We start from the raw sequence: 26600 nt of genomic DNA, 5'->3' as shown, positions 1-26600 counted from the left end.
CCACATTGTACACACTTTCAAAAAGCACTTGCTGATGCAGTATGACCTACGTTTAGGATTGGTATCGGTAATATGTTCCTTTTAATATTATTGTCATCCATACATGTTAAAATGACAGTACCTAGCAACGTTTTTTTCATAGAAAAGTAAGATAAGATGCTGACTGTTGGAAATTCATTTATTGTGTAGGTGCATGTAGGTCCATTCGACGTATCAAAGAAGGAGCCAGTAGCTATGACCATGTCAGAACATTCTCTTGAGATAGATGCCCAGCGACGGGCATTTATACAATGTCTGGGTGCACTACCTGTATCCTGTCCTTTGGAGGTAGAGGTGGAGGAGCAAACCACAGAGGATACGTATGTACGTGAGCACATCACCTATCAAGCCAGTCCTGGAGTACGTGTACCTGCGTATGTCTTGATTCCACGTCGTCTGACGCAAAAAACAGCGGCCGTCGTCTGCATTCACCAGCATAATAGTGAATTTCATATTGGCAAAAGCGAGCCGGTAGGATTAGCGGGCAATCCAGATGTTTTTTACGCTCGTGATCTCTGTCAACGGGGTTATATTGTCATCGTCCCTGATCTTGAGGGATTTGAGGAGCGTCAGGTTTCAACAGACAATCTTGAACGCTGGAAGCGGACAACCCCTCGACTTCTATCTGAAGGAACCTATGAGCGTTTCCTGGCCATGGATCATTTGTTGCATGGTAGCACCTTGCAGGCTCGCTACGTCTGGGATCTGGCCCGGGCTGTAGATTATCTTTGCACCCGGTCAGATGTAGATGCCGAGCGTATTGGAGCGCTTGGACACTCACTTGGTGGACAGGAAGTTTGCTGGTTGTTGTTATTTGATGAGCGCGTGAAGGCAGGTGTCTGCTCATGTGGAATCAGTACCTTCGCGTCAATTGTGCGCAACGGGATCAATCATAATTTTGCCGCTTATGTTCCCGGTCTGTTAGAGGTAGGGGATATGGATCAGTTGCTGGCTAATCTGGCGCCTCGGGCGTTACTGATGGCGGCAGGAAATCAGGACTGGATTTTTCCCATTGATGGTGTACGCCAGATTGCTCAGGTTGCCAGTCATGCTTATGAAGCATATGGGACTCCTTCGGCTTTTCGCTTTCAAGAATTTTCTGGAGGACATGGTTTTCCACCTGAAGTACGCTTGCTGGCGTATAGCTGGTTGGATCGCTGGCTACGGGTGTAGCTGATACCCTTTTTACCTCTTCTATGAATAGGTTGTTGTCCAGGTCAGGAGCTCTTCATACGCTGGCACGTGTCTTTGTCCGCAAAGATAGCCCTGTTGTGTATTTGCTTGCCAAAACCATTTGATGCGTGCTATTCTCGTACATATGATCTAGCAGTAATTTGACCGGTTTTTATGAGGAGGCAGGTTGCAATGGTGCCGGAGGGGGAGACTGGAACTCCGCAGCGGAGTGTCCTATTGCGCCGTGCGTTTGAGTTGTTGGAAACATTAGGACAGCCCGCGCCCGAGGATATTTTAATTCAGCAGTTATTTGGGGCGCATGGTAATAAAGCGTTATGGACGGTTTTGTTGCGGCAGACGCTCCGTAGCTCTGAACTTTTTGAAGAGCGGGGAGATGTAACGATTGGTGATGAGTTATGCTGGGCTTTAACTGCATGGCGTAGTACCCAGCAGTCTCTGGATGCGGTTGAGTTTGTGGTTGTGGATACGGAGACAACCGGTTTACGGCCAGGGGCAGATCGTGTGATTGAAGTCGCAGCCGTGCGTATTGGACGGGGGCAGATTGTGGATACATTTCAGAGTATCATTAATCCTCGTCGCCGTATTCCTCCATTTATTGAGCGTTTTACTGGCATCACGCAGGCCATGGTTAGTGAAGCTCCCACTGCATCACAGGTAATGCCGGAGTTAATAGATTTCATTGGTGGAGCTACTCTCGTAGGACATAATCTAGGTTTTGACCTGAATTTCCTCTCCTTTGAAGCCCAGCTTTTAGGCCTGGCTTTTCCTATTGATGGCCTGGACACTATTCCACTTGCTCGCCGTTTCTTGCCCACTTTAAAGCGTTTTAAATTGGATATGGTGGCTGCACACCTGAATATCCGTACCCATAATCGACATCGCGCCTTTGGTGATGCCGAAGTCACCGCTGAAGTTTTTCTGCGTATCCTGGCATTGGCCCAGCAAGAAGGTATCTCTACTCTGGGATATCTAAGGCGTCGTCTGCAATTGCCTGTGGCCTGGAGTGGTGATATTACTAAGACCAGTCCTAAAAAAGATAGCACCCAATGGCGTGCCGATGGAAGTTTATCGGCCAGCGCCGCCTCCACTGCCCGCCCCAATGGTGGACTCTTTCTCAATCCAGTCTGGAAGCGTACTTTCCCGACCAAACCCGGCGTCTATTTGATGCGAGATGCCAATAATCAGGTAATCTATGTTGGCAAAGCCAAATGTCTGAAAGACCGGCTCTCCTCCTACTATAGCCAACCGCTTGGGTATACACGTAAAATGGATGGCTTGCTGCAAAATGTCAAAGAGATCGAGACGCGGGTTCTAGGTTCTGAATTGGAAGCCCTGCTGGTGGAATCGCGTTTAATCAAAGAATTGCAGCCTGCCTATAATGTGCAACTGCGCAACTACGAGCTCTATCCGTTTATTAAGATTGATATCCAGCATGCCTTTCCACGCGTCTATGCCACGCGTGAAGTGGCGGCGGATGGTGCGCGCTATTTTGGACCTTTCCGTAGTCGGCGCATGGTCGATCTGACCATTGAACTGTTGCAAAAGATTTTTCCTGTGCGCACCTGTACCCGTAGTTTGCCCCCGGTTGCCAAACCGAGCGATCCCTGTTTGCGTTTCCACCTTGGACGCTGTGCCGCACCGTGTCGTGGTGATAGTGATGTTGAAGCGTATCAGCAAGTTATACAGCAGGTGTGTGCTTTTCTAGGTGGAGAGAGTGAAGATTTAATGGAGCGCCTGCGCCGCCAGATGCTGGAGGCCGCGCAACAACTAAACTTTGAGCGTGCCGCCTGGTTTCGGGACGCCATTCGCAGTGCCGATGAAGTATTGATTGGACAGCGTTTGATCACTGGAGCTGTAGAGTCCAATAATCTTCTGATCGTCTATCCTTCCGCGCAAGAAGGTTGCAACGAAATCTTCTTAATCCGCCATGGACGTCTGATCGAGCAGAGCTGTGTTGTGCATCAGATCGATGAAATGCAGGATGCGCTGATCACCTTGCTCAAACGAGCTGCTGAAATGGGTGAACCGCCCAATGTGGTTGGCAAGGCCGAGGTAGATCAGATTAATATCATTAGCCGCTGGATCCATCATCACAGTGACGATCGAGCCTTCTTCCCTTTGCAGTCAGCACTTGTGGGTGAAAGCGAGATGACTATGCTGGTACAGCGCATCTGGTCAGAAGTGGAGCAAGCGCATGCACTGCCATTGGAAGAAAACAACAAAGAAACAGAATTTCTGGTAGCGGGGACTACTCCAGTGGAATATGATGCGCTATAATAAGCGCTGAATTATATTGTAAACTGGCATGGTAGTCCTGGCCCAGGAGCAATGGAACATCCCCCTCTCGAAACCTTCATACTTGCAGCAAACGCGGCGTGTATCAATGCGAGCGACCGGGAATAGTAAAGTCATAATGTCACGACGAGGAGCTATATACTCATGTTACTGTCAGATAAACGTATCGTGGAAGAGATGCAGCACGGCAATATTGTCATTGAGCCGTTTAATGAGCGCCATCTAGGGCCAAATTCCTATGACTGCCGCCTGGGCGATTGGTATTTTCAGGGGAACGCTAATGTTGAAGTGATGCACCTGGATATTCCCGATGAGATTCGTGGCTACTGGGGAGAGCCCCGCAAGGCGAAGGATGGTAAGATCGCGATTCGCCCCGGCACGACAATTCTGGCGCATACGCAAGAGGTCATTGGTGGTCATAATGGTTATCTGGCAAAGATGTACTCGCGGAGCACCGTAGCCCGATCGGGTCTCTCCGTCTGCCGTTGCGCTGGCGTTGGTGATGTTGGTTATATCAGTCGTTGGACCATGGAGATCAGTAATCATACCCAGACAACCATCTGGGTGCCCGTTGGATTCCGCATCTGTCAATTAACCTTTGAATATGTAGGCGAGACCTTGAAAGAGTATCATGGAAAGTATGGTCAGCGTGATCAGCAGTGGTCACCAGAAGACATGCTGCCAAAACCCTACTTTGACTGGGACTATGACATCTATCGCACTGACCGTAACCGCTAGATTTATGCTGTTTGCTGACCAGGAAGGTGAATTTGGGTATGGGACGAGGGTATTTTATCTCATTTGAAGGCCTGGATGGAGCAGGTAAGACAACGCAGATAGACTTATTTGAGCGCTGGCTGGCCAGTCAGGGCATCACTTATGTACGTACTCGAGAGCCGGGTGGAACTCCCCTCGGCCTTGAGATTCGGCGTCTCCTTTTTCAGCAGCCAGAGCTGACAATCACGCCACTGGCCGAAGCATTCCTATTCCAGGCCGACCGGGCTCAACATTTTGAGACCCTGGTCCTGCCCGCCCTGGCAGAAGGCAAAATCGTCGTCTCCGATCGCTGTTTTGACTCTAGCATTGCCTATCAAGGAGTCGGCCAGGGCGTCGGTACGGAACTGGTAACCCGGCTTTCCCTCATCGCTACCCAGGGACACGCCCCCGATCTCACCATCTTCCTAGACCTTGATCCAGCACTGGTACAAGAACGCACCAGCCTATCTAATAGGGAGCGCCACGAGCAGAGCCGCTTCGACCGGGCATCTGAACAATTTCATAACAAACTACGTCAGGCTTTTCTAGAATTAGCCCGCACCTATCCACAGCGCATCAAAGTCGTCGACGCCACCCAGACCCCTGAACAGATTCACCAAAATATCATCGCACTCACTCAAACCCATTTTAGAGCATTCAATACCAACCAATCGCATTTTAAAGCATAAAAAAGACAAGTCCCAACCCATTTTAAAGCATTCAACACTAACAATCGCATTTTAAAGCATAAAAAAGACAAGTCCCAACCCTTTTATTTTATGGTGCTGAAAAGTGCGTATTACGCACTTTTCAGCACCATAAAATAAAAAAAGCAAGTTCCCGTCAGGGAACGAGTGTGGGTAGGCTCACAGCAGAAGAATCCAGCACAACCCGCTGAGTTCTCCTTTATACTCACAAAACTGCAGCATTATCAAGAGCCAGATCGTATTACCCTTAGAGAAACGGTTACAGAAATCCTTACATGTAAAAGGTTTTGACCTTTTCTCTTGAAATTATTCGAGCGAGAAGGATGAACAATTATGGGCCAAATCAACTGGCAACAGAGGCGCGATATCCTCATATCCATTATCTGCATAGGAATTATCGCATGGACTCTGTGGAACCTGGTCAATCAATTTATTGACGCAGTCTTTCTACTATTGTTATCAATGGCCATTGCCTTTCTAATAACTCCCGTAACAAACTTTTTTGAACGGCAGGGAGCATCGCGACTAGTCGCCACCATCATTTCTTACGTATTTGTACTTCTTATACTAGGACTCTTTTCATATATTCTCGTTGTCTCGTTTGTTAATCAGGTAACTGGTTTCTCGGATACGGTTGTTGGCTTCACCAGGGATATCCCTGCTCGCTATAGTTCATTTCTTCAATTCTTGCGTGAGCAAGCAGGTATTCCACAGACACGTATTGATCAAACCCTGGCTCAATTAAACTCTCAGGTAACTGGCTTTGCGAATGCCGCGGTCACCAATACGATCAATATCATCATCGTTTTGACGTCTACCTTCCTGAACTTCTTGATCGTGTTAATGGTTAGTTTTTATCTTACTCTGGATGGAAAACGTATCCGTGATAGTATTGTAAGTATCATGCCCAAGCGCTCGTTATCAACGACATTGTTGTTTGAAGATGCCTTGACGCGTGTGGTGGGTAACTATATCCGAGGTCAATTGACACTGGCATTGGTCATCGGTGTGGCTGTAGCGATTGTCTGCTGGGCGACAGGATTAGGGCAGTTCGCATTGATCTTTGGCGTGTTGGGTTTCCTGTTTGAGACTATCCCTATGATTGGACCGGGTCTGGCCTCGATCTCGCCGATCCTGGCATCATTACTCTTGCCCAATCCTTTTCCGCGTACACTGATTGTCATCGTCTGTTTTATCTTTATCCAGTTGCTTGAGAGTAACATCCTGGGCCCTCGTATCGTGGGGCATGCCGTTGGCCTGCATCCTGTGGTCTCGATCATGTCATTGTTAGTTTTTGCTCGTTTGTTTGGAAGCTCGTATGGAGCCTTTGGTGGTGCGGTAGGTGCGCTAGTTGCCACTCCGATTGTGGCTGCTGCATGGGTTGTAGTTGCCAGCCTGTATCGTTCAGCCCGTGGTGAGACTGCCGATCAAATACTAGCACGTAAGCGTGCCCCCTGGTCGCTCAAGCGACCATCGCCATCCTCATCTAGAGCGAAATCGTCTGGGCCCGGCACCATTTCGGGTAAGCTATTAAGAAAAAGTGTCATACCACGCTCAGTGACACGCAATAACGTCATTTCGGTGACCGCCCCTGAAAGTCCCAGGCAGGATCCGATCAGCGGGGAATTGCGCAAGCCTAGCGATCAGCAAGAAGAGTCTCCCACTGATCCACAAGAAACTCAGGTCATTTCCAACCCTGGTGCGGCTGATAAACATTTTTCAAGCTCGGAAGACAAAAAGTAGATAAAAGTGCTTCAGAGGGAAGGGCAACATACCCTTCCCTCATTTCCTCTAAAATACCTACTACGCTTGCTATTTTTTAGCCATCCCTCTACAATTTTTAATGTTATGCTCATCTTTTAATGAGACCATGCGCTTCTATTAATATAAATAGTGATAGGAAAAATTTAAATAATGCAGATAAATAGAGCGACACGTGCAACTGCATTTCCCTGGTTTATTGCAGCGTCTGTACTTGTTTTACTTTTAATAGCCTATACGGTTGTCTATGCCACTGGTATGTTAAGTCATTCCACATTAGAGATTGAGCGTTGGCTGCTCTGGCGGCCAATTACGCGCTTCGATTGTTCTGTATTTGAATGGCGTCGGCTGGGAGAGGCCCCGGTGACGTTGTGTATGCTGATTATTCTAGGTCTCATCTGTATACGCATGGGACACCGCAAGCGCGTGCTCGTCTTCTTCTTGCTGCTCCTGGGCATTAGTCTTGGTTTGGAGGTGGGGGGCAAAATGCTATTTGATCAATATATGCCCTATTCACTACGTTCAGGTATGACCGTTTTGACCTGCCCGCAGATGGCCGGTCAGCCCGCATCTGTCCAACTTGCGGCTGGTGCTGGCTTACTGGGACAGGTTCCTGATCCCCCACGTAAACAAGTAAGCTGGGCGCATGATGTAGCCCAGATGCCCATCGATTATAATAAATTGCAAGATAGTGAGAATAGTTTTCCAGGTGGCCATGCTACCCGTTGGTGTCTGAGTGGTCTGATCCTGGCCTGGATCACCAGACGTTATCTACGACCACGCTGGCTGGCGATTCCGCTTTCGCTCCTGTTCGCCATTGGCTCATTGCTGGGTGGATTTATGCAGTTCTATATCGGAGTCCACTTTATTACCGATACTATTTCTGGCTATCTGCTGGGTAGTGCTCTCGCCTGTTGTGGCATTGGTGTCTTGATCCTTTATGACAAAAAAAGAACGAGCAAACAAAATCTTCCCCTGGCGGCCTATCCTACTAGAAATGCGATGAGTAGTCTACCACAGAATCCTTCAAGCTATTCTGATACGTTTCGCGCCTGAGGCAGCCACTGATACATGGCCGGTTGAGTCTTATAGACTTACCGGCCATTTTACGTCAGGAGCAGGCGTAACTTTCCTGGATCCTATAACGCTTCGAGCCGTTTTTTGCGATGGCGCGCCTCACGATAATCTGGCTCAATTTCTAAGGCCTTATTTACTGCAGCTAATGCCGCCTCTTTATGGCCTAAAATACCTTCAACCCAGGCCTTGCCATCCCAGGCCGCAACATAGCGATCATCGAGTTGTAGTGCGTGATCAAAGTCTGTGAGTGCTTCCTGATAATGGGCCAGCATAGCCTGGCAGGTACCCTGTGCATACCAGGCTTCCGCATTACTACTATCGAGCGCGACTGCTCGCTGGGCCGCTTTGAGTGCTTCTACATAACGGATAGAGTTCGAGAGCTGTTGACTATAGTCCAGCCAGAACTGTGCTTGTTTTTTTTGTGCTTCAGATATCTCCATGTTTGCTTCCTCTAGTCTGTTGCTGTTGCCAGGCCGTAAGGGCCGCCTGATAGGCTTCCCAGGTATCAACATCGTATTGTGCCTGAGCATCACTGAGCTCAACGCTCTCGACCTCAGCCGCATGCTTGGCAATCACGCTACGACCACCTTCATCACCAGTCACCGTTGCCAGTTCCGCAAACAAACTGGCAGCAAAAAGGACTGGATTGCCACGTTTGCCATGATAACATGGGGCCACGATACTTTTTCCTGTTTGTTGTCTGGTAGCAATCAGTGTATCAAGTAAGTGTGAACTGATAAAGGGCTGGTCGCCAAGGAGCACGATCGCTCCAGTATAAGCTTCCAGATTATGATGTTTGGAAAGAGCCTGCAGACCAGCGCGCAATGATGTGCTCATACCTTGCTTGTAGTCGGGATTTTCCTGAAGAGAAATTTTGTTGTTATGTATATAGTTGTCCAATGCCGCTGTAATTTGTGGCGATTGGTGTCCAAGTACAACAACAATATGAGATACCTGGGATTGGAGAGTGGCTTCCACGACATGGGCAAGTACTGGTTTCTCTCCAAGAGGCAATAATAGCTTGTGGTAGCCATGAGCCATGCGGCTGGAACTACCAGCGGCCAGAATGATCGCAGCAATAGCATCTATGTTTGGCATCTGATACTTTTCCTTTGAGTTTCTGAATATATGCGTATGCGTATGGTGATTTCCATTGAACAAGCATACTACCAGTGTGTTCGCATAAAGATGATTGTACTCAATGATATAATAACGGCTAGCTACGAAAAAACAATCGTGAACGCCGCCCACTTGCGGCTAACGTGTCCACATGATTGCCCTTCCCCGGGGTTGCAGTGGTTTGAAGCGTGAATTGTAGACTGTACACATTCAGGAGTGATCAATGTTAGATACACCTCACATAAATGATGAAAACGTTGTGGCGTTGGACGTTGAAACGCAAGCTAAATATGAGCATCTGCAAGCAATTTTGCGCGAGATGGGTTCAGTGCTGATTGCCTATTCAGGTGGCGTGGATAGCGCGCTCCTGCTTAAAGTTGCCTACGATGTTCTGGGGGATCGTGCCCTGGGTGCTATTGCATCCTCACCAGCCTATGCTTCTGAAGAGACCGAGGAAGCCATTAAGGTTGCGCGCCAGCTACAATTGCCATTGGTGACGCTGGAGACCCATGAATTAGAAGACGAGCGCTATGTCAAAAACGATGTTAATCGCTGTTATTTTTGTAAGACAGAGCTATTCACCCACCTTGAGCCTCTGGCAAAAGAGCATAATTTAGAGCACATTGCCTATGGCGTTAACAAGGATGATGATGGTGATTTTCGTCCGGGACAGCGCGCGGCACGCGAATTTCAAGTGCGAGGACCGTTAAAAGAAGCTGAGATGGGTAAAAAGGAAATTCGTGCCATCGCTCGTCTTTTAGGTATGCCTGTGTGGGACAAGCCAGCCATGGCGTGTTTCTCCTCACGTATCCCTTATGGCAGTAAAGTGGATGTTGCTTCATTACAGATGGTCTACAGGGCCGAGAAACTCTTGCACGAACTGGGTTTTAAGCAGTTGCGTGTGCGCCACCATGATAAAATTGCACGTATCGAGGTAGAGCGTTCCGAGATTCCTCGCCTGACCGAAGAAGAGATGAGTCGGACAGTCACAAATGGCCTGCGCAAAATCGGTTATACCTATGTAACCGTTGACTTGCTTGGTTATCGTACTGGTAGTATGAACGAATCTTTCTTCAAGAAAAAGAAGCAGCTTGAAGTGCAATAAATAAAAGCGTAGAGGATCAGGTGCGTATATGTGTAAGCAAGGTTGCACCTGATAAACTGGTTCTCAGTCGGCCTGTGATATAATTTTAGCGAGTGGTGTCGGGAGTCAGCAAGGCAATATTACTGATGGCTTTTTGGCCTCCTTGAAAATTGTAGCGCAGGATATTTTCTTTTTTTACACATATAAAAAGAGGCTACCACATTTAATTATCGATTAGATAACAGGAAAAAGCCACATGTCAGAGCGCACTATTTATTTTGATCATGCAGCAACTACCGCGCTAGATCGGCGCGTACTGGATACGATGTTGCCTTATTTAATGGGTGAATATGGCAATCCAAGTAGCATTTATACCATTGGACGCCATGCCATGCAGGCTATTGACCATTCGCGTGAACAAGTGGCGGAGCTACTCCATGCTCGTCCTTCTGAAATTGCCTTTGTGGGTAGTGGTACTGAAAGCGATAATCTTGCGATCAAGGGCATGGCCTTTGCCTCACAAAAAAAGGGCAAGCATATTATTACCACACCCATTGAGCACCATGCCGTCCTCTATACCTGCCAATATTTAGAGCGTTTTGGTTTTTCCACCACCTATCTGCCCGTTGATGAATATGGTCGGGTCAATCCCGAGGATGTCGAGCGATCAATTACCGATCAGACCACATTGGTTTCGGTGATGTATGCCAATAACGAAGTAGGGACGATTGAACCGATCGCTGAGATTGGGCGTATCTGCCGGGCGCGCAAGATCCCATTTCATGTGGATGCGGTCCAGGCAGGTGGTGCCTTGCCGATAGACGTGGTAGAGCTCAAGGCTGATATGCTTTCGCTCTCCTCGCACAAATTTTATGGTCCCAAGGGCGTCGGCATTCTGTATGTGCGCCAGGGGATGCGTATCCTGCCACAATTGCAGGGAGGCTCGCAGGAGCGTGGTCGCCGGGCCGGTACTGAGAATGTCGCCGGTATTGTTGGTGCCGCGACCGCTCTCAAACTGGCTACCGAAGAGATGCCACAGGTGACACCACACATTCAGGCCTTGCGAGATCGTCTGATTGAAGGCGTCTTGCAGATTCCGCGTAGCCGTTTGACGGGTCATCCCACCGAGCGCCTCCCTAATAGCGCCAGTTTTGCCTTTGAAGGTGTTGAGGGTGAGTCCATCTTACTCAATATGGACCTGCTAGGGGTTGCCGCCTCGACTGGTTCCGCCTGTACCTCCGGCTCGGTAGATCCATCGCATGTTCTGGTTGCCATGGGCTATCCCTCTGAATGGTCACATGGGAGCCTGCGTTTCACTTTAGGCAAACATAATACCGCCGAAGAAGTTGAGACCGTGCTTGAGGCCCTGCCAGGTATTATCGAACGTCTGCGGGGACTCGGCATTTAATAATTATTAGAAGAGAGGGAGCCAGCACAAAATCTTTAAATTTTGTGCTGGCTCCCTCTCTTCTGATTAACCCCTATGCTGCAACTGCTTTCATGACAGGTAGTACAGAATTCTCATAAGCGACGAATGTATCCAGCAAATTTATTGTTTCTTCTCGCTGGTTTATGTTACCATGAAAAGTAGTGAAGGGCTGAGTATAAAGGATCGGGTTGAACGTCTTCGTTTATAGATCCCCTGCCAGGATTTGTCGTTTGTAGCGCATATAGTTCCAGGCTCTGATGCAGGAAAGAAGGGTAATATACTATGGATACACTCAAGAGAGATGTTTTGTCACAACGTGTACAGCAGGTGCGGCCATCTGGCATTCGTAAATTTTTTGATATTATCAACACGATGCCAAATGTTATTTCGTTGGGTGTGGGTGAGCCAGACTTTGTGACTCCTGAGCATATCCGCCAGGCTGGCATCGAGTCCATTCAGCAGGGACGTACTCGCTACACCTCTAACTCAGGTATTTTGGAATTGCGTGAAGAGATTGCGGCACTTTTTCAACGTTTGTATGGATTAACATATGATCCTTTGTCACAGGTCCTGGTGACGGTAGGAGTGAGCGAGGGTGTAGATCTGGCGATGCGCACAATTATCGATCCAGGCGATGAAGTTATTGCCCCTGATCCTGGCTATGTGGCCTACGAAGCCGATATTATCTTTGCCGGTGGCGTACCCGTGCCCGTTCCAACCTATGCTAAATACGACTTTGCCGTTCGCGCGGCCGAGATTGAGGCCGCCATCACACCACGCACCAAGATGATCCTGCTGGGCAATCCTAATAATCCTACCGGAGCCGTTATCCCTCGTGAAGAGCTAGCAGCGATCGCAAAACTGGCGATTGAACATGACCTGATCGTGGTTAGTGATGAAGTATATAGTCAGCTTGTTTATGGTACAGAGCATGTAAGTATTGCCGCGATGCCTCAGATGCAGGAACGTACGATTATTCTGGATGGCTTTTCCAAAGCCTATGCCATGACTGGCTGGCGTGTTGGATATGTGCTGGCACCAGAGCATATTTTGAGTGCCATGCTTAAAGTTCATCAATACGCTATTATGTGCGCCGGTACAGCGGCACAGGAAGCGGCGCTGCAGGCGTTGCGTCATGGTGATGCCGATGTGAAGCGTATGCATGATGATTATGCTCGTCGTGGTCGTATGTTCGTGGATGGCTTAAATCGGATTGGACTGGCCTGTAGCGAGCCACGCGGCGCTTTTTATGCCTTCCCTTATGTTGGTAATACTGGCATGAGCGATGAAGAGTTCGCGGAAAAACTGCTTTTTGAAGAAGAAGTCGCGCTTGTACCTGGAAGCTCTTTTGGGAATGCCGGGAAAAATTATGTGCGCGCAACGTATTGTACCGCATACGACAAATTAGAAGAGGCGCTAATACGGATTGAACGCTTCGTGAAAAAGCATGCATAAAGGGTCTGTAAGAGGAGATAGGCAGAGAACGCCTATCTCCCGGGCAATTATAATCAGGCCGAGACTGGTCCAAAAGGTGGTGCGCCAGCGCGGTCGCGTTTGAGTTCATAGACATTATCATTGTGCAGTAACCAGTGAAAATGATCCCATAGCTCGCCTGCGGCTTCTCCTTTAGGCACGCTATGGATAACTGGACCATAGTAGCCGACATTTGAGTCTTCCAGCGCGATAGTTGGAACTCCAAAGGCATGATAGCGTGTTACAGCCTCTTCATGATCTTTAATGACGTCCTGGATAGTGGAATCATCGGCCAGGGCCTTCTCCACAAAATCTGCTCCCAGACCAGCGGTTTCGGCGCTGGCTTTAACGACTTCAAGGTCATTTATGCTTTCTTTGCGACCATGTGCGGCATTGCCCAATGCAATATAGAGTTTTTCGATGGACTCATTGCCGTGTAAGCGGCGTGCCAGGGCTAATGTACGCAGGGCTGCCCAGCCGTAGCCATTCACATAATCAGGCTGTACATCAGGCTTTCGATTGACGATTTCCAGGCTGAAGAGACGCCAGGTAATCTGCAGGGGGCGTATCTGCCGTGTTTCCCGTGCCCACAACGCTGTGCGCCAGGCCAGGGGGCACAGGGGGTCAAAATGGAAGTTGATATGTGAAGTACCTGCTTCGTGTGTACTCATCAGAGAAAACCTTCTTTCAATATACTATTTTTATGTGATTATATACTTCACTTTGTGAAGTAAGCTTTTATAGCATACGTTCACCTGGTGAAGTATGTCAAGAAAAGCTCTTATCAATCAGGTCTTTTTCGTGCTCCTTTTTGGCACCTGCTGCGCCAGGTTGGAGGTTTGTGATGGAGAGAAGGGCGGCTGCAACCACTCTTCTCTCCACCACAAACGTGTGAAAATTGACCACTCATCTGTACCTATAGCATCTATTGGAAACTATCATTTAGATGGATTATTTATCGTGAACACGTGAACATTGAAACTCTCAATGTGGTAAACTTGCAAAGAGGATCGTGTAGGTTCAGTGTTTAGGAGGTGGAGCATGAACAAAAAACTGTTTTTGGGCGTTTGCGCTATTGCTAGCCTCATACTGGTAATTGCGTTTGTCTTCTTCGGTACTCACCTTTCCTCCTCTACAAACAATCCATCTCTAGCAGAAACTGTAACGAGAAGCAATGGAGGCTCTACAATGCTGCTGATTTTTTCTAAGACCACTGGATATCGTCATGCGTCGATTGAGACTGGAATAGAAGCGATTCGCCGGCTTGCTACTGAACACCATGTTGAAGTACAGGCGACCGAGGATGCTTCAGTGTTTACTGATGAAAATCTGGCCCGTTATCAGGCGGTTATTTTCTTGAGTACCACTGGCAATATCCTTGATGGCGCACAGAAAGCGGCTTTTGAACGCTATATTCATGCCGGTGGTGGCTTTGTGGGAATACACGCGGCCAGTGATACTGAATATAGTTGGACCTGGTATGGACAATTAGTTGGCTCATTTTTCAAAAGCCATCCTGCGATTTCAGAGGCGACGGTTGATGTTGAGGATGGACAGAATATCTCAACGTCTCTATTACCAAAAAAGTGGCAGCGCACAGATGAGTGGTACAACTACCGCGAGAATCCACGCACGAGTGTGCATGTGTTACTGACTCTGGATGAGTCTACCTACAAAGGTGGTGAAATGGGCAATGATCATCCCATTGCCTGGTACCACGATTTTGAAGGTGGCCGTGCCTGGTATACAGGTATGGGGCATACGGTTGAGAGTTTCTCAGAGCCATTGTTCTTATCCCACATCTGGGGCGGGATCAGTTATGCCGCGAAATTGAACGCATAATTTTGCCTTGTGAAGTGTGCGGGCGGTCGCCTACTTCATAAGACAAAGTCAAACAAGTAGAGGGCCGGTGGAAAATAACTCCATCGGCCCTCTACTTGTTTTTTGAGCTAACCAGCGGGTTGGTTAGCGTTTGTTTTTAGCACTCGCTGTGTCCACAGCTATAGCATTTGCGGCAGCCTTCTTCATACACCATGGTGTTACAGCCACATTCGGGACACAGGTTGCCTGTGACCTTTAATTGGCTGAAGTTTACATGTTGCTGTGGCTCCTGTACTGGTGCTGCTATAGAAGGCACGGGATCGTTGGCCTGCGCCTCTACCGTCATATCTGCGGTAGGTACTGTTTCCTGCAACGTATCCAGGTGGAGTTCAATGGCTCGTGCGACCGCATCTGGAAGTGAGCGAACCTGTTGAGCACCAAATCCAACCGAGCGGCTACCACCGATACCACGTAGCTGATTGGTGATCTCCTGAGCACGATCAGTCTGGGACAGTGGACTGAGCAGTTGCAAGTTGAGCGAGATCAAGCGGCCCAGAGCCTCAGAAAGCGCGGCAATATCACTACCAGCCTTACCCACGTTGACAAAGACCTCGAACGGTCCCTGATCATCGCTATTGACGGTGATATTAATTTTGCCCTCTGGAGCATTCACCTGACGTGTATAACCATGCACAACGGCCGGACGCTGCTTGATTCCCTGATGGATTGAGGTAACCGGCTCAAACATTGGCTTTTGAACCACTTCTGGCTCAACCGCTTTCTTTGCCTTCTTCTCATCCTCAACACGGGTTAGAACAGCATCGCGTGAACCGTCACGATAGTAGGTTACACCCTTACAGCCCATCTCATACGCCAGGCGATACAGTGTTTGTACCTGCTCGACAGTATGCTCATTGGGCGCGTTTACCGTTTTACTGATACTGGAGTCAGTATAACGCTGGATCATACCCTGGACACGTACATGTTCCTCAGGAGTTAGATCCTTGGAAGAAACAAAGTACGCAGGCGTTGGCTCGTTTGGATGCTTCTCACGCCACTCCTGCAACAATGGATGATACAGGATATGCTCACCGGTGCGGTCACGACGGATCATCGCAAAGTCATAGACCGGTTCGATACCGGAACTGACACCTGACAACAGGCTGGTTGTACCGGTTGGTGCCTGGGTCAGAATAACGGCATTACGGATACCCTGCTTGCGAATCTTGTCCTGAATAGGCTTAGGTAAACGCTTAATGAATTTACCCTGCATATATTTTTCACGGTCAAATTTCGGGAATGAACCTTTTTCGGCCGCATTATCTGCTGATGCCTCATAGGAAGCATTACGAATCGTGGTATAGATGCGCTCAATGATTGGCAGTGACTCTTCGCTACCATAGGAAACTTCCATCTTTAACAGTGCATCCGCCAGACCCATTGTGCCCAGACCCGTACGACGCGTGCTCATCTGTGCTTCGCGGTTCTCAGGAATAAAGTATTCATTGGCATCAACCACATTATCCAGGAAGCGCATCGCGATGCGGCTAACCGTGGCCAGTCGCTCATAATCCATCTTGCCATCATGAACAAATGAGGACAGATTGAGCGCACCCAGGTTACAGACACCCCACGGAGGCAGGCCTTGCTCACCACAATTATGGACCACCAGACCATTGGCGACAAACAGGTGTGCTTCTGGTTCAGTGAGGTCATAAACCGTCTCTTCACCGTCTGCTGTAAGGCTCTCAAAGGTAGCAGTGAAGTCTTCTTTATATGGTCCACGTTTGTACGCTGCAACAAGATCTTCTAACTTGCTCTGCTTTTCCTGAGTCAGGAAACTAATCTGATGAGCGAAGGCGCTGAAACTTCCCTTTGAAATGACCAGATCATGATAGCTCTGGCATTCATAAGAAGAATTGCCACCTTTGCCATTTGGTAGTTCACGCGAGCCAGCTTCACGACGCTCTGTATAGATACGAGCATAGATGCCGAAGTTCAGTAAGAGCTGCTGTACACCTTCTAGTAACTGTTGGCTGACAGATGTTAAGCGTACCGAGGCCCCTTTCTCAACACTTCCCTGCACTGAACCGTCAGCGGTAAACAATGCGGAGAGGAAACCTTTCTGCATTTCATGGTTACCACGCAAGACCGAAGGTGGTACTTGTAGTTTGTTACTCAACAGTTCAGGATCGATGAGGCGCAGGAGGCGTACAGATTCTACGCGAGTTTCGTCGCGATCAGCAACCTTCTGAGCGCCAACCACATACTGTCTCTGACCTTCAGGGGCAGCCACGAGCCGATTAACTGCTTCAGCAAATTGTGGCGCGATCGCTTGCTCGCTGCCAAAGAATGAGAGCATCACACTACCAGCACGACGGGTATTGATCGAGCCATCGCCAACTAACCAGCCCAGCACCCAACCAAGGTCCGCATTGCCTGTGGTACCGAAGTAGCCTTCAGCATGTAAAAGCTTAATTTTATCGCCAGGAGTCAGGGTTCCCGCTTCCTTCCAGCCCTCTGTGGTTAGAACCTTATGGTCTTCTGTGAGACGAAGCGTATAGCCTTCACTTGTTTGTAAGCGGAATACAGGTTTGATACCAGTTGAGAAAACATGACTTGCCTGGCGGAGTGCAACCTTTTCGTCCTCTGGTGATACGACGGTGACAGGAGCAGCCATTTCTGCCAGTTCGCTGGCTGGTATAAGTCCTTGATCTGTATAGATCAAAGTATCACCGGTCACGCATGGATTTACGCAGCGGATGTTCTCATAATACCAGGTATTAGACTCTTTATTATAGCGATCCATGAAGACAAGGCCGGGTTCTGCTGATTCCCAGGCCGAGTTACAAATCAAATCCCATAGGTCGCGAGCCCGAATCGTCTTTTTGACTTCACCCTGCCAGGTCAGCTTCCAATCCGCGTCGTCTTTCACGGCCTGCATAAAAGCGTCGGAGATACAGATGGACAGGTTGGCATGCTCGATCTTACCTGCTGTCCGTTTTACCGTAATAAACTCCTCAATGTCAGGATGCGTGTCATCGAGCATAAGCATTAATGCTCCGCGACGTGAACCACCTTGCTGAATTACATCTCCTGTCGCTACCGAGTACAATTGCGCCCAGGAACATGGTCCGGATGCTGTACCATTAACGGTCTTGATGTAGGAACCACGGGGACGCAGGGTTGACAGATTGATACCGACACCACCACCACGCGCCATAATCTCAGTCATCACTTTGAGATTATCGAGAATACCCTGGCGGCTATCTTCAGGGCTAGGTATGACGAAACAATTGTAATAGGTCACCTGGTGACCGGTGCCTGCACCGGCTAAAATACGCCCTCCGGGCACAAATTGAAAATTTGTCAGGGCTTCATAGAAAAGTTTTTCCCATTCGGCGCGTTTCTCTTCGGTCTGCTCAACGGCCGCGATACCGCGTGCCACACGCTGCCAGAGTTGTTCGGGATAGAACTCCAGGGCATTACCATCGGGATCTTTCAGTGAATAGCGATCCATGAAAACCTTCTGGCGAATTCCTTCCAATTGGGTAACATTCTGGTTAGTTGTCTCACTACTCTCGACAGAACGGGCTTCTTGCTCTAGCATCCTGGACGGCTCCTCTTTTTGTATTTCGTTATTTTTAGTAGTATTGGTAAAGGATAGTTTTTGTGTGCCACACCCGGGCACTGAAAATTTTGTATGTTTTGTCTACCGCACTCAGTATACTCGCAAATGTAGCCAAAAACAACCCTTTTGACACAACATGTTGATTTAAAAATTGTTTATAGCACAATATGTTGATGTAAGACACAGTATGATATTATATGACTACCCAGAACAGTTAGCAAGAGTTAGCTATTTGGGTACTATCTAAAAAGGCTAGGAATGTCTTATAAAGCAGGAGGATGCATGCGCGCAGAGATTTTATCCTGTGGTACCGAATTGTTATTAGGCCACATTAGTGATACCAATGCCACCTATCTGGCACAGAGCCTGGCGGCACAAGGTATCGATCTCTATCATGTCTCGCAGGTTGGTGATAATCAAGGACGTGTTGTTGAGCTATTACGACAGGCCTGGCAACGTTCCGACCTGATTATTATGACGGGTGGATTGGGACCGACCGAAGATGATTTGACCCGCGAGTCGATTGCCGAGCTTATGGGCGAAAAGATGGCCGTGGTACCTGAGTTGGAGGCTCAATTACGAGCTCGCTTTACCCATTCAGGCCCAATGCCCGAGCGCAATTTAAAACAGGCCACCTTGATCCCTTCAGCTGAAAGTATTGCCAATCCGGTGGGATCCGCTCCAGGATGGTGGGTTGAAAAAGATGGTCACATTCTGGTAGCGATGCCGGGTGTGCCACGTGAAATGTATCGCATGTGGGAAGAAGAGATAGTGCCCAGGCTGGCAAAATATACAGGCGGCTTAATCTTTACACGCCTCTTGCGTGTCTATGGTCTGGGCGAATCCTCTGTTGAGGAAGCTCTAACTGAACTGTTGCATTCGACTAATCCAACTATTGCGACGTATGCCAAAGCGGACGCTGTAGACGTGAGGATTACTGCCAAGGCGGAGCGAACCGAAGATGCCTTACAACTGGTAGCTGAAATGGAAGAACAGGCGCGTGCCCGGTTAGGTGATCATGTGTTTGGTATCGAGGGTGATACCCTGGCCAGCGTTATTGGGAAGGCCCTCCAGGAGCGCCACCAGAACCTGGGAGTTATGGAATCTCTGACAGGTGGACTGCTTGCCAGTACGATTACCGATTTCCAGAGTAGTTCTAAGCACTTTCTGGGTGGTGTTGTGACCTATAGCACTGATCTTAAAGTGCAGATGGGCGTTCCTCAGGAAACGGTGGACCGCTATGGCGTGGTCAGTGAAGAGACGGCCAGAGCGATGGCCCATGCGATTCGCGAGCGCCTGGGTTGTGATTTTGGTATTGGCGTGACAGGTGTCGCCGGACCAGGAAAGCAAGAGGATAAACCAGTTGGGACAGTCTATATCGCGGTAGAAGGGCCAGAGGGAACCGTCACTGGCATGGGACCTGGTTGGCGTGGCGGACGTGCAGACAATAAACGTCATGCCGTTCTGACAGCTCTGAACTTATTGCGACGCTATCTACAAGGAACTGTTATCCCGCAATAAGTCTCTTTTTAGGAGCCTTACTCGTGTCTGTGATAGAAGGCACTTGATATGTTTTAGACTTGTCACCTCAGGGTGGGAGTGATATTATCAGGTACGAAGAAATAACACAGACGAAAGGGTGGGGAGTGAGCAACACTAGTTCGTATCACGACCCAGGGTGTGCACCCTATGGATACAGAGAGCCAGAAAGCACAAAAACCTCGAAAAGGCCGCACCGAGCGCAAAAAGCACGGGCGGTCTCGTTTTCGTCTTAATCGTTCATCCTCCTTTTTTAAACTTTTCACTATCCTGGGACCAGGATTAATCGCGGCCAATGCTGGCAATGATGCTGGTGGTATCGCTACTTTTTCAACCTCCGGGGCGACTTATCAATACAATCTGATCTGGGCGCTTGTCGTGGCAGGATTTTGTCTGGCTATTGTACAAGAGATGTGTGCCCGCATGGGTGTGATTACAGGTAAAGGCCTGGCCGACCTGATTCGAGAGCAATTTGGTGTACGCTGGACCGCTGTCGCCATGTTGGCCTTGCTGATCGCCAATACAGGTGTCACCATTTCCGAATTTCTGGGTATTGCAGCCAGCGTGCAGGTATTTGCCAATAACGTCCATACCCCCTGGGTATATGTTGTTGTGCCGATCAGTGGCCTGGCCTTATGGTGGATGGTCACCAAAGGCTCATACCGGCGTGTGGAAAAGATCTTCTTATTTATGTCCCTGGGTTTTCTGGCGTATGTACCAGCAGCCTTTGCCTCTAATCCAAATTGGGGAGAGGTAGGACATAGCATTGTGTTACCGCACATCAGTGGTAATAACGCCTATCTACTGGCAGCTGTGGCCCTGGTAGGTACAACGATCAGTCCATATATGCAATTCTTTGTACAATCCTCCGTAGCAGACAAAGGAATTCCAGCCAACGAATATTTCTATGAGAAGCTTGATGTCTATAGTGGCACTATCTTCGCGGTAGTCATTGCTGCCTTTGTCGTCATTACTACAGGTGCCGCGCTGTATCCTCATACGGTAAGCAATCCTCTTGAGGCGGCTATGGCACTAAACAAACTGGCTGGTGGATTTTCTCTATATTTGTTTGGAATTGGACTCTTTGGCGCTTCACTGCTGGCGGCGGCTGTCCTTCCACTTTCAACGGCCTATGGGATTTGTGAGGCCTTTGGTTTTGAACGTGGTGTTTCACGTAGCTTTAGTGAAGCACCAGTATTTCAAAGTATCTTCACCGGACTCATTATTCTCAGTGTCCTGATTACCATGATTCCAAACCTGCCGATTATCCAGGTACTGGTCATCTTACAGAGCCTGAATGCCGCCATGGTCCCCATCTTGTTGATTTTTATCATCTTGCTGGTCAACAACCGGCGTTTAATGGGACGCCATGTGAATGGGGTTGCCTTTAATATCATCTCCTGGGCTACCGTCATACTGGTGACGGCCCTGGTACTGCTCTTACTGGGTACCACTATCTGGTCAGCCATTACTGGCGGCTAAGAGTATACAGTTGTAGGATCGTTTACGACACAACGGTCCTACAACTTTCAATGCGTGCATTCGTATTTTAGATAGTAACATATCAGCTAAAAATCCCCGAAATAGCCAGGGAATAGCTTAGTTCTTTGCGCTGTTTATGATGTATATATGGTAAACTTATGCACGACACCATTTGTTTGATTCCCAGAAATGAGGCAGAATGTGTATAATAGCAATCCCGACGACTATGCTAAATATCGTGAGAATAATGGGAATGCTCAAGAGATAGATTATGCTCGCCCGGAGTATTATCATGCTCCTGATGAGCGGTCAGCACCCCATTCTGCTCAACCTGATCCTTATGCCAGCTATCAGCAAAATCCATACGAAGATAGCTATAAAGGATATTCATCATATCAACCCTCTACTCCTGATCCGTATGCCACCGATAAAGCTTATCAGCCGTATGTAAGCTCTGGTGAGGAGTATCGTGGTCCACAAAGTGTGGAGAAATATGCGGCCCAACAGTCAGGTGACACCTCGAAAGGTGGTTCACGCAAAGGTATTGCCGGATTGGGTGGGATACTGCTCGCCATCGGCAGCTTTTTGCTGAAATTTAAAAGTCTAGCCTTTTTACTGAAGTTTGGTGGCTTTGGCTTTTCAGCCCTTTTGTCGGTTGTTGCTTATTCCTTTCTCTTTGGCTGGCAGTTCGCAGTGGGTCTGGTTGTGATGCTTTTTATCCATGAGATGGGCCATGCGCTGGTGATGAAGCTCAAGGGCATTCCTATGGGAGGTATGATTTTTGTTCCTCTGCTCGGGGCAGCTGTTACCATGCGCCAGATGCCAAAGAATGCTAAGGATGAAGCCGAAGTAGGTATCGCAGGACCAATTGCTGGCGCGCTTGCCGCCAGTGCCTGTTTATTGTTGGCATTACAGCAACCTGGCGCAATCTGGGCTCCCCTGGCCTACTTTGGCTTCTTTATGAACCTGTTTAACCTGATTCCAATTGTGCCTTTTGATGGCGGACGAGTCCTGGCCGCTATCGACCGACGTGTCTGGATTATTGGTTTTGTGGCGCTGCTGGGCTATCAGATCTGGCAATGGATGACCGGAAACTTTTATCCCTGGCTACTGTTGTTCGTGTTTATGGCCGCGACACAATTATGGTCACGAGGTTTGCGTTCACAAAATGCAGAGAGCCTGGAGTACTATAATGTACCTATGAGCTCACGTATATTGATGGGCCTGTTGTACTTTGGTCTGGTCGCCGTCCTGTTTTTAGGCATGACTTTTGCGCATAACCTGATGCCAATCAAATATTAAAATCTGAAAGACAAAAAGAGCGCTCCCGCTATTCAAAGTGGGAGCGCTCTTTTTGTCTTTGTGCTTATTTGGTGCGTACCTCAACGCCTGCCTGCTCCTCAAGGATTTTAAGGAGAGAGGTATAGTCGTCCCGGCCATAGCCGGCATCCTGTGCCTGGGTATACAGTTTGCGTGCCAGGGTGGTCATCGCTACCTCGGCCTGATTTTCTCTGGCCAGATCCAGGGCCAGTCCCAGATCTTTATGTAAGAGATCGGTCATAAAGCCGGGCTGGAAGCTGCCATTGAAGGCGCGTAACGGAAACTGATTAGCGAGCTGCCAGCTGGCACCGGTACTGATTCCAACTATTTTTGCCATTGTCTCAACATCAGCTCCAGCCTTCACACCCAGAACCAGAGCTTCAGCGGTTGAGGCGGCAATCGTACCAACCAGCATATTATTAATAATCTTGACCACTTCTCCAGACCCACTGGGACCAACATAGAGGATATTCTCTTTTTTACCCATGCCCTCCAGGACTGGACAGGCCTTTTCAAAAATATCTTTCTCGCCGCCGACCATGATGGTGAGTGTACCGTTGACGGCTCCTTGTGAGCCGCCGCTGACCGGAGCATCCAGGAAGTGTACTCCTCTGGCTTTTGCCTTCTCTGCCAGAGCGCGGCTGACCGAAGGGGCAATTGTGCTCATATCAATAATGATCAGTCCTTTGCGCGCACCTTCTAAGATACCGCCAGGACCCGTAACAACCTCTTCCACCTGTGGAGAGTCAGGAACCATAGTAATCACGATCTCGGAGGCGATGGCTACCGCCCGTGCCGATGGTGCTAAGTGGGCTCCCGCGCTCAAGACTTCTTGAACCTCTGGCTTTTCAGGATTGCGGGCAAAGATAGTGACATCATGGCCTGCTTTGAGCAGGTTGAGCGTCATGGGACGCCCCATAACTCCAATGCCGATAAAACCAATCTGCATGACTACTTCCTTTTGTTTGATTATGAATAGATTATTGCTCGATGCGGATAGCTGCAGGGTTGGACTTGTATAAGTGGCTGGCGGAGAAATTACTCCTCCTCAGCCATCTCGACGACAAGGGCACCACCCTGAACTACCGCACCTTCTTTATAGTGGATGCGCTGAATTTTTCCTGCATAGGGAGCAGTAATTGCATGTTCCATTTTCATGGCACTAAGAATAAGCAATACCTGCTGCGCTTCTACTATATCACCTTCCTGTGCCTGGACTTTTACAATGGTACCAGCCATAGGGGCGGTCAGACTTTTTTGTTTTTGTAGCCCACTGGAACCGTGGGCGGCACTGGCAATTTCTGGTGGCCGTGTTCGTAGCAGATGATATACCTGTCCCGCCATGAACAACTGTACCTCATGCTCCTGTATCTGGACATAAACTGTTCGTTGGCTATGCTGTGTTTTAATGATCAGGAGATTGTCATTGGCCGCCAGGGCAGTAACTTCTCTTGCTTCTGCCTGGTTAATACTGATCAGCCAGCTTTCCTGGCGTTGGGTGGTAGGCCGAATGACCACGCGATATTCCTGTTCCTGATACGTATATGTCAGTGTACGCCCACCACCTGTGGTGCGCCATGGTCCTAGACTTTGCCAGGGATTTTGTGTGTGCATTGAGTGTTCGGCTGTCTGTATATCTTGTTGGATATCCATGATGGCAGCGGCTAGCACTATATCATCGGGAAGCTCGACGCTGGTCCTGGTAGCGGGCATGTGGTGCAACGCCAAAAAGTTCGTTGGTGTTTCCCCGGCAGAAAAAGCTGGATGCAGACTGATGGCATGGAGCAGGGATATATTGGTGGTCACGCCAAAGATGGCACAGCGTTCTAATGCCGCGCGCATGCGAGCGATGGCGGCGGGACGCTGCTCGGCATAAACGATGAGTTTGGCAAGCATAGGATCATAATATTGCGTGACTTCATCGCCAGCTACAACACCACTATCAAGACGGACACCGGGTCCAACTGGTTGTATAAAGCTGGTAATTAGACCGGTTGAGGGTAGAAACTGCTGTTGAGGATCCTCTGCATAGAGCCGTACCTCAATCGCATGTCCACGTGGAGTAAGCTCCTCCTGGCGTAGCTCAAGAGGCTCGCCAGCCGCGATACGCAGTTGCTGGCGCACCAGATCCAGCCCGGTAACCAATTCTGTGACCGGATGTTCAACTTGCAGGCGTGTATTCATCTCTAGAAAATAAAACTGCTGATCAGTGTCCAGCATAAACTCCAGTGTGCCTGCATTGACATAGTTAGCGGCACGAGCAATGCGGATCGCGACGGCCCCCATCTGTTCCCGTAGGGCAGGGGTTAAAGCAATTGATGGGCTCTCCTCAACAATTTTTTGATGGCGGCGTTGAATTGAGCACTCACGTTCACCTAAATGCACAACGTTACCATGGGTATCCGCGAGTATCTGTATCTCAATGTGGCGTGGTTGCTGCAGATAGCGTTCAAGAAAAACTGTACCATCCCCAAATGCCGCCAGAGCCTCGCGTTGAGCGCCAGCCAGTTGAGACAGAAATTCTGCCTCATTTTCAACCACCCTCATGCCTTTGCCGCCACCGCCGGCTGAGGCCTTAATAAGCAGTGGAAAACCAATGCGCAACGCCTCCTGCTGGAGTACCGCTTGATCCTGACTTTCACCGTTATAGCCGGGAACTGTGGGCGCCTGCACATCGCGGGCAATGTGCTTGGCGGCGATTTTTGAACCCATCAGGCGCATCGCGCTAGCGGATGGCCCGATAAAAACAATACCCGCCTGTTCACATGCCTCCGCGAATTCTGCGTTTTCAGACAAGAACCCATACCCCGGATGAATGGCTTCCGCTCCACTTTCACGGGCCACAGCCAGAATCGCAGGTATATTCAGATAGCTTTGGGTAGCGGGAGCTGGCCCGATTGGGTAAGCTTCATCGGCCAGCAAGACATGACGGGCGTGTTGATCAGCATCGGAGTAGACCGCAACGCTGCGGATGTCCATTTCACGGCAGGTTGCCATGATGCGGACAGCAATCTCTCCTCGATTGGCAATCAAAATTTTCTTGAACATGGTTCCTCATTAAACTAGCCACTGGGGAGTACGTTTCTCTAAAAATGCGCGTAATCCTTCTTGACCCTCTGGGCTGACACGCAGGCGCGCAATCGTCTCAGCGGTATAAAGACGTGTGTCCTCTTTATTCATCTGACCGATCTGTAGTGCGAGCGCTTTACAGGCACGGATTGCCTGGGGCGCACCACTGACTAACTCATTAGCCGCTCGGGCAACAGCATCATCCAGGTGCGATATTGGCACGACGGAATGGGCCAGCCCAATCTCATGGGCACGGGTCGCGCTAAAGCGTTCTCCGGTAACAAATAGTACGCGAGCCATATTTTCTCCGATCTTGCGAATCGCGAACGGAGAGATGACGGCTGGCGCGATACCCAGTTTGACTTCACTAAAAGCAAAACGTGCACTCTCAGCAGCAATAACAATATCGCAGACTGCTGCCAATCCGACGCCTCCACCTAACGCATCACCATTGATACGCGCGATTACAGGACAGGGGAAGGTATTGATGGTACGTAGCATGTCTGAAAGGCGTAGGGCATCGGCTACATTTTGTTCTTCTGTATAAGTGATAGCCTCCTGCATCATATGCACATCAGCTCCGGCGCAGAAAGCTTTTCCCTCACCCGTTAAAATAACGCCATGCAACTGCTCATCGTTGCGTAGTGCGGTAAAAACAGCTGTAAGCTCTTCAATTAATACGGCATTTAGTGCATTGCGTACCTGAGGACGATTCAAAGTTACAACTGCAACTTTATCCTCAAAGCTACGTTCGAGGGTCAGATGATTATAGTGTTCTACCATGGTCTCGCCTTTCAAGTTATA

20 protein-coding genes are annotated in these 26600 nt (G+C 49.0%); 13 read left to right on the top strand and 7 right to left on the bottom strand.

What is annotated here, in order from left to right:
- Nucleotides 1-234 precede the first annotated feature (234 nt).
- The 6 genes from EL633_RS02360 to EL633_RS02335 all read left to right on the top strand — a co-directional run bounded on the left by EL633_RS02360 (nt 235) and on the right by EL633_RS02335 (nt 7808).
- Nucleotides 235-1212 (top strand): alpha/beta hydrolase family protein, encoded by a 978-nt coding sequence (locus EL633_RS02360; RefSeq protein WP_126625661.1) that lies wholly within the window; start codon nt 235-237, stop codon nt 1210-1212.
- Nucleotides 1213-1404: 192 nt separating this feature from the next.
- Entirely contained in the window at nt 1405-3510 is a 2106-nt protein-coding gene (locus tag EL633_RS02355; protein WP_161981879.1) for an exonuclease domain-containing protein, read from the top strand.
- A 162-nt stretch (nt 3511-3672) separates the two neighbouring features.
- Nucleotides 3673-4266 carry a dCTP deaminase gene (gene dcd, locus EL633_RS02350; protein WP_126625659.1) on the top strand — a complete coding sequence of 198 codons (594 nt, stop codon included), beginning with the start codon at nt 3673-3675 and terminating at the stop codon, nt 4264-4266.
- A 38-nt stretch (nt 4267-4304) separates the two neighbouring features.
- The gene (gene tmk / locus EL633_RS02345) at nt 4305-4973 is read left to right on the top strand and encodes a dTMP kinase (protein ID WP_126625658.1); all 669 of its coding nucleotides are present in this window, start codon (nt 4305-4307) and stop codon (nt 4971-4973) included.
- A 351-nt stretch (nt 4974-5324) separates the two neighbouring features.
- The gene (locus EL633_RS02340) at nt 5325-6734 is read left to right on the top strand and encodes an AI-2E family transporter (protein WP_126625657.1); all 1410 of its coding nucleotides are present in this window, start codon (nt 5325-5327) and stop codon (nt 6732-6734) included.
- Nucleotides 6735-6905: 171 nt separating this feature from the next.
- Nucleotides 6906-7808 carry a phosphatase PAP2 family protein gene (locus EL633_RS02335; RefSeq protein WP_126625656.1) on the top strand — a complete coding sequence of 301 codons (903 nt, stop codon included), beginning with the start codon at nt 6906-6908 and terminating at the stop codon, nt 7806-7808.
- 83 nt (nt 7809-7891) lie between these two features.
- Here EL633_RS02335 and EL633_RS02330 read toward each other — a convergent pair whose 3' ends face one another.
- Together EL633_RS02330 and EL633_RS02325 are read right to left on the bottom strand one after the other, a co-directional pair.
- Entirely contained in the window at nt 7892-8269 is a 378-nt protein-coding gene (locus tag EL633_RS02330; protein ID WP_161981878.1) for a tetratricopeptide repeat protein, read from the bottom strand.
- Nucleotides 8256-8927, bottom strand: a complete 672-nt coding sequence (locus tag EL633_RS02325) for a nucleotidyltransferase family protein (RefSeq protein ID WP_126625654.1) — start codon at nt 8925-8927, stop codon at nt 8256-8258. The genes EL633_RS02330 and EL633_RS02325 overlap by 14 nt, the downstream gene beginning before the upstream one ends.
- A 244-nt stretch (nt 8928-9171) precedes the next feature.
- Between EL633_RS02325 and larE the strand changes: the two genes are divergently transcribed.
- The 3 genes from larE to EL633_RS02310 all read left to right on the top strand — a co-directional run bounded on the left by larE (nt 9172) and on the right by EL633_RS02310 (nt 12916).
- Nucleotides 9172-10053, top strand: coding sequence for an ATP-dependent sacrificial sulfur transferase LarE (gene larE / locus EL633_RS02320; RefSeq protein ID WP_126625653.1), 882 nt, complete (start codon nt 9172-9174; stop codon nt 10051-10053).
- Between the two features lie 235 nt (nt 10054-10288).
- A complete protein-coding gene (gene nifS, locus EL633_RS02315; protein ID WP_126625652.1) occupies nt 10289-11440 on the top strand; it encodes a cysteine desulfurase NifS in 1152 nt (383 codons plus the stop codon).
- A gap of 303 nt (nt 11441-11743) precedes the next feature.
- Complete coding sequence (locus EL633_RS02310; RefSeq protein ID WP_126625651.1) at nt 11744-12916, top strand: aminotransferase class I/II-fold pyridoxal phosphate-dependent enzyme; 1173 nt, start codon at nt 11744-11746, stop codon at nt 12914-12916.
- Between the two features lie 53 nt (nt 12917-12969).
- Here the strand turns inward: EL633_RS02310 and EL633_RS02305 are convergent, their stop codons facing one another.
- The gene (locus EL633_RS02305) at nt 12970-13605 is read right to left on the bottom strand and encodes a mycothiol-dependent nitroreductase Rv2466c family protein (protein WP_126625650.1); all 636 of its coding nucleotides are present in this window, start codon (nt 13603-13605) and stop codon (nt 12970-12972) included.
- Nucleotides 13606-14122: 517 nt separating this feature from the next.
- Here EL633_RS02305 and EL633_RS02300 point away from each other — a divergent pair.
- Nucleotides 14123-14776 carry a ThuA domain-containing protein gene (locus EL633_RS02300; RefSeq protein WP_218027401.1) on the top strand — a complete coding sequence of 218 codons (654 nt, stop codon included), beginning with the start codon at nt 14123-14125 and terminating at the stop codon, nt 14774-14776.
- A 136-nt stretch (nt 14777-14912) separates the two neighbouring features.
- Here EL633_RS02300 and EL633_RS02295 read toward each other — a convergent pair whose 3' ends face one another.
- The gene (locus tag EL633_RS02295) at nt 14913-18365 is read right to left on the bottom strand and encodes a ribonucleotide reductase barrel domain-containing protein (RefSeq protein ID WP_126625648.1); all 3453 of its coding nucleotides are present in this window, start codon (nt 18363-18365) and stop codon (nt 14913-14915) included.
- Nucleotides 18366-18668: 303 nt separating this feature from the next.
- On the opposite strand from EL633_RS02295, the gene EL633_RS02290 reads away from it, so the two are divergent.
- The 3 genes from EL633_RS02290 to EL633_RS02280 all read left to right on the top strand — a co-directional run bounded on the left by EL633_RS02290 (nt 18669) and on the right by EL633_RS02280 (nt 22709).
- A complete protein-coding gene (locus tag EL633_RS02290) occupies nt 18669-19907 on the top strand; it encodes a competence/damage-inducible protein A (protein WP_161981877.1) in 1239 nt (412 codons plus the stop codon).
- 168 nt (nt 19908-20075) lie between these two features.
- Complete coding sequence (locus EL633_RS02285) at nt 20076-21407, top strand: Nramp family divalent metal transporter (protein WP_126625646.1); 1332 nt, start codon at nt 20076-20078, stop codon at nt 21405-21407.
- Nucleotides 21408-21608: 201 nt separating this feature from the next.
- Nucleotides 21609-22709, top strand: coding sequence for a site-2 protease family protein (locus EL633_RS02280; RefSeq protein WP_126625645.1), 1101 nt, complete (start codon nt 21609-21611; stop codon nt 22707-22709).
- Nucleotides 22710-22773: 64 nt separating this feature from the next.
- Here EL633_RS02280 and EL633_RS02275 read toward each other — a convergent pair whose 3' ends face one another.
- From EL633_RS02275 to EL633_RS02265, 3 genes are all read right to left on the bottom strand, one after another.
- A complete protein-coding gene (locus EL633_RS02275) occupies nt 22774-23676 on the bottom strand; it encodes an NAD(P)-dependent oxidoreductase (protein ID WP_126625644.1) in 903 nt (300 codons plus the stop codon).
- A gap of 89 nt (nt 23677-23765) precedes the next feature.
- Nucleotides 23766-25775: an acetyl/propionyl/methylcrotonyl-CoA carboxylase subunit alpha gene (locus EL633_RS02270; protein WP_126625643.1), complete on the bottom strand. Its 2010-nt coding sequence runs from the start codon at nt 25773-25775 to the stop codon at nt 23766-23768.
- A 9-nt stretch (nt 25776-25784) separates the two neighbouring features.
- Nucleotides 25785-26579, bottom strand: coding sequence for an enoyl-CoA hydratase-related protein (locus EL633_RS02265; protein ID WP_126625642.1), 795 nt, complete (start codon nt 26577-26579; stop codon nt 25785-25787).
- Between the last annotated feature and the right edge of the window lie 21 nt (nt 26580-26600).

Source organism: Dictyobacter alpinus (assembly GCF_003967575.1).
Lineage (GTDB): Bacteria > Chloroflexota > Ktedonobacteria > Ktedonobacterales > Ktedonobacteraceae > Dictyobacter > Dictyobacter alpinus.
This window is presented reverse-complemented; position numbering and strand designations above follow the sequence as displayed.

What these genes read in the sequence shown, in the direction of transcription:
- larE (WP_126625653.1), top strand. Translation starts at nt 9,172, where the DNA reads ATGTTAGATACACCTCACATAAATGATGAAAACGTTGTGGCGTTGGAC.
- EL633_RS02305 (WP_126625650.1), bottom strand. Translation starts at nt 13,605, where the DNA reads ATGAGTACACACGAAGCAGGTACTTCACATATCAACTTCCATTTTGAC.
- EL633_RS02340 (WP_126625657.1), top strand. Translation starts at nt 5,325, where the DNA reads ATGGGCCAAATCAACTGGCAACAGAGGCGCGATATCCTCATATCCATT.
- EL633_RS02265 (WP_126625642.1), bottom strand. Translation starts at nt 26,579, where the DNA reads ATGGTAGAACACTATAATCATCTGACCCTCGAACGTAGCTTTGAGGAT.
- EL633_RS02295 (WP_126625648.1), bottom strand. Translation starts at nt 18,365, where the DNA reads ATGCTAGAGCAAGAAGCCCGTTCTGTCGAGAGTAGTGAGACAACTAAC.
- EL633_RS02360 (WP_126625661.1), top strand. Translation starts at nt 235, where the DNA reads ATGACCATGTCAGAACATTCTCTTGAGATAGATGCCCAGCGACGGGCA.
- EL633_RS02285 (WP_126625646.1), top strand. Translation starts at nt 20,076, where the DNA reads ATGGATACAGAGAGCCAGAAAGCACAAAAACCTCGAAAAGGCCGCACC.
- EL633_RS02355 (WP_161981879.1), top strand. Translation starts at nt 1,405, where the DNA reads ATGGTGCCGGAGGGGGAGACTGGAACTCCGCAGCGGAGTGTCCTATTG.
- nifS (WP_126625652.1), top strand. Translation starts at nt 10,289, where the DNA reads ATGTCAGAGCGCACTATTTATTTTGATCATGCAGCAACTACCGCGCTA.
- EL633_RS02275 (WP_126625644.1), bottom strand. Translation starts at nt 23,676, where the DNA reads ATGCAGATTGGTTTTATCGGCATTGGAGTTATGGGGCGTCCCATGACG.
- EL633_RS02290 (WP_161981877.1), top strand. Translation starts at nt 18,669, where the DNA reads ATGCGCGCAGAGATTTTATCCTGTGGTACCGAATTGTTATTAGGCCAC.
- EL633_RS02270 (WP_126625643.1), bottom strand. Translation starts at nt 25,775, where the DNA reads ATGTTCAAGAAAATTTTGATTGCCAATCGAGGAGAGATTGCTGTCCGC.
- tmk (WP_126625658.1), top strand. Translation starts at nt 4,305, where the DNA reads ATGGGACGAGGGTATTTTATCTCATTTGAAGGCCTGGATGGAGCAGGT.
- EL633_RS02300 (WP_218027401.1), top strand. Translation starts at nt 14,123, where the DNA reads ATGCTGCTGATTTTTTCTAAGACCACTGGATATCGTCATGCGTCGATT.
- EL633_RS02330 (WP_161981878.1), bottom strand. Translation starts at nt 8,269, where the DNA reads ATGGAGATATCTGAAGCACAAAAAAAACAAGCACAGTTCTGGCTGGAC.
- EL633_RS02325 (WP_126625654.1), bottom strand. Translation starts at nt 8,927, where the DNA reads ATGCCAAACATAGATGCTATTGCTGCGATCATTCTGGCCGCTGGTAGT.
- dcd (WP_126625659.1), top strand. Translation starts at nt 3,673, where the DNA reads ATGTTACTGTCAGATAAACGTATCGTGGAAGAGATGCAGCACGGCAAT.
- EL633_RS02310 (WP_126625651.1), top strand. Translation starts at nt 11,744, where the DNA reads ATGGATACACTCAAGAGAGATGTTTTGTCACAACGTGTACAGCAGGTG.
- EL633_RS02335 (WP_126625656.1), top strand. Translation starts at nt 6,906, where the DNA reads ATGCAGATAAATAGAGCGACACGTGCAACTGCATTTCCCTGGTTTATT.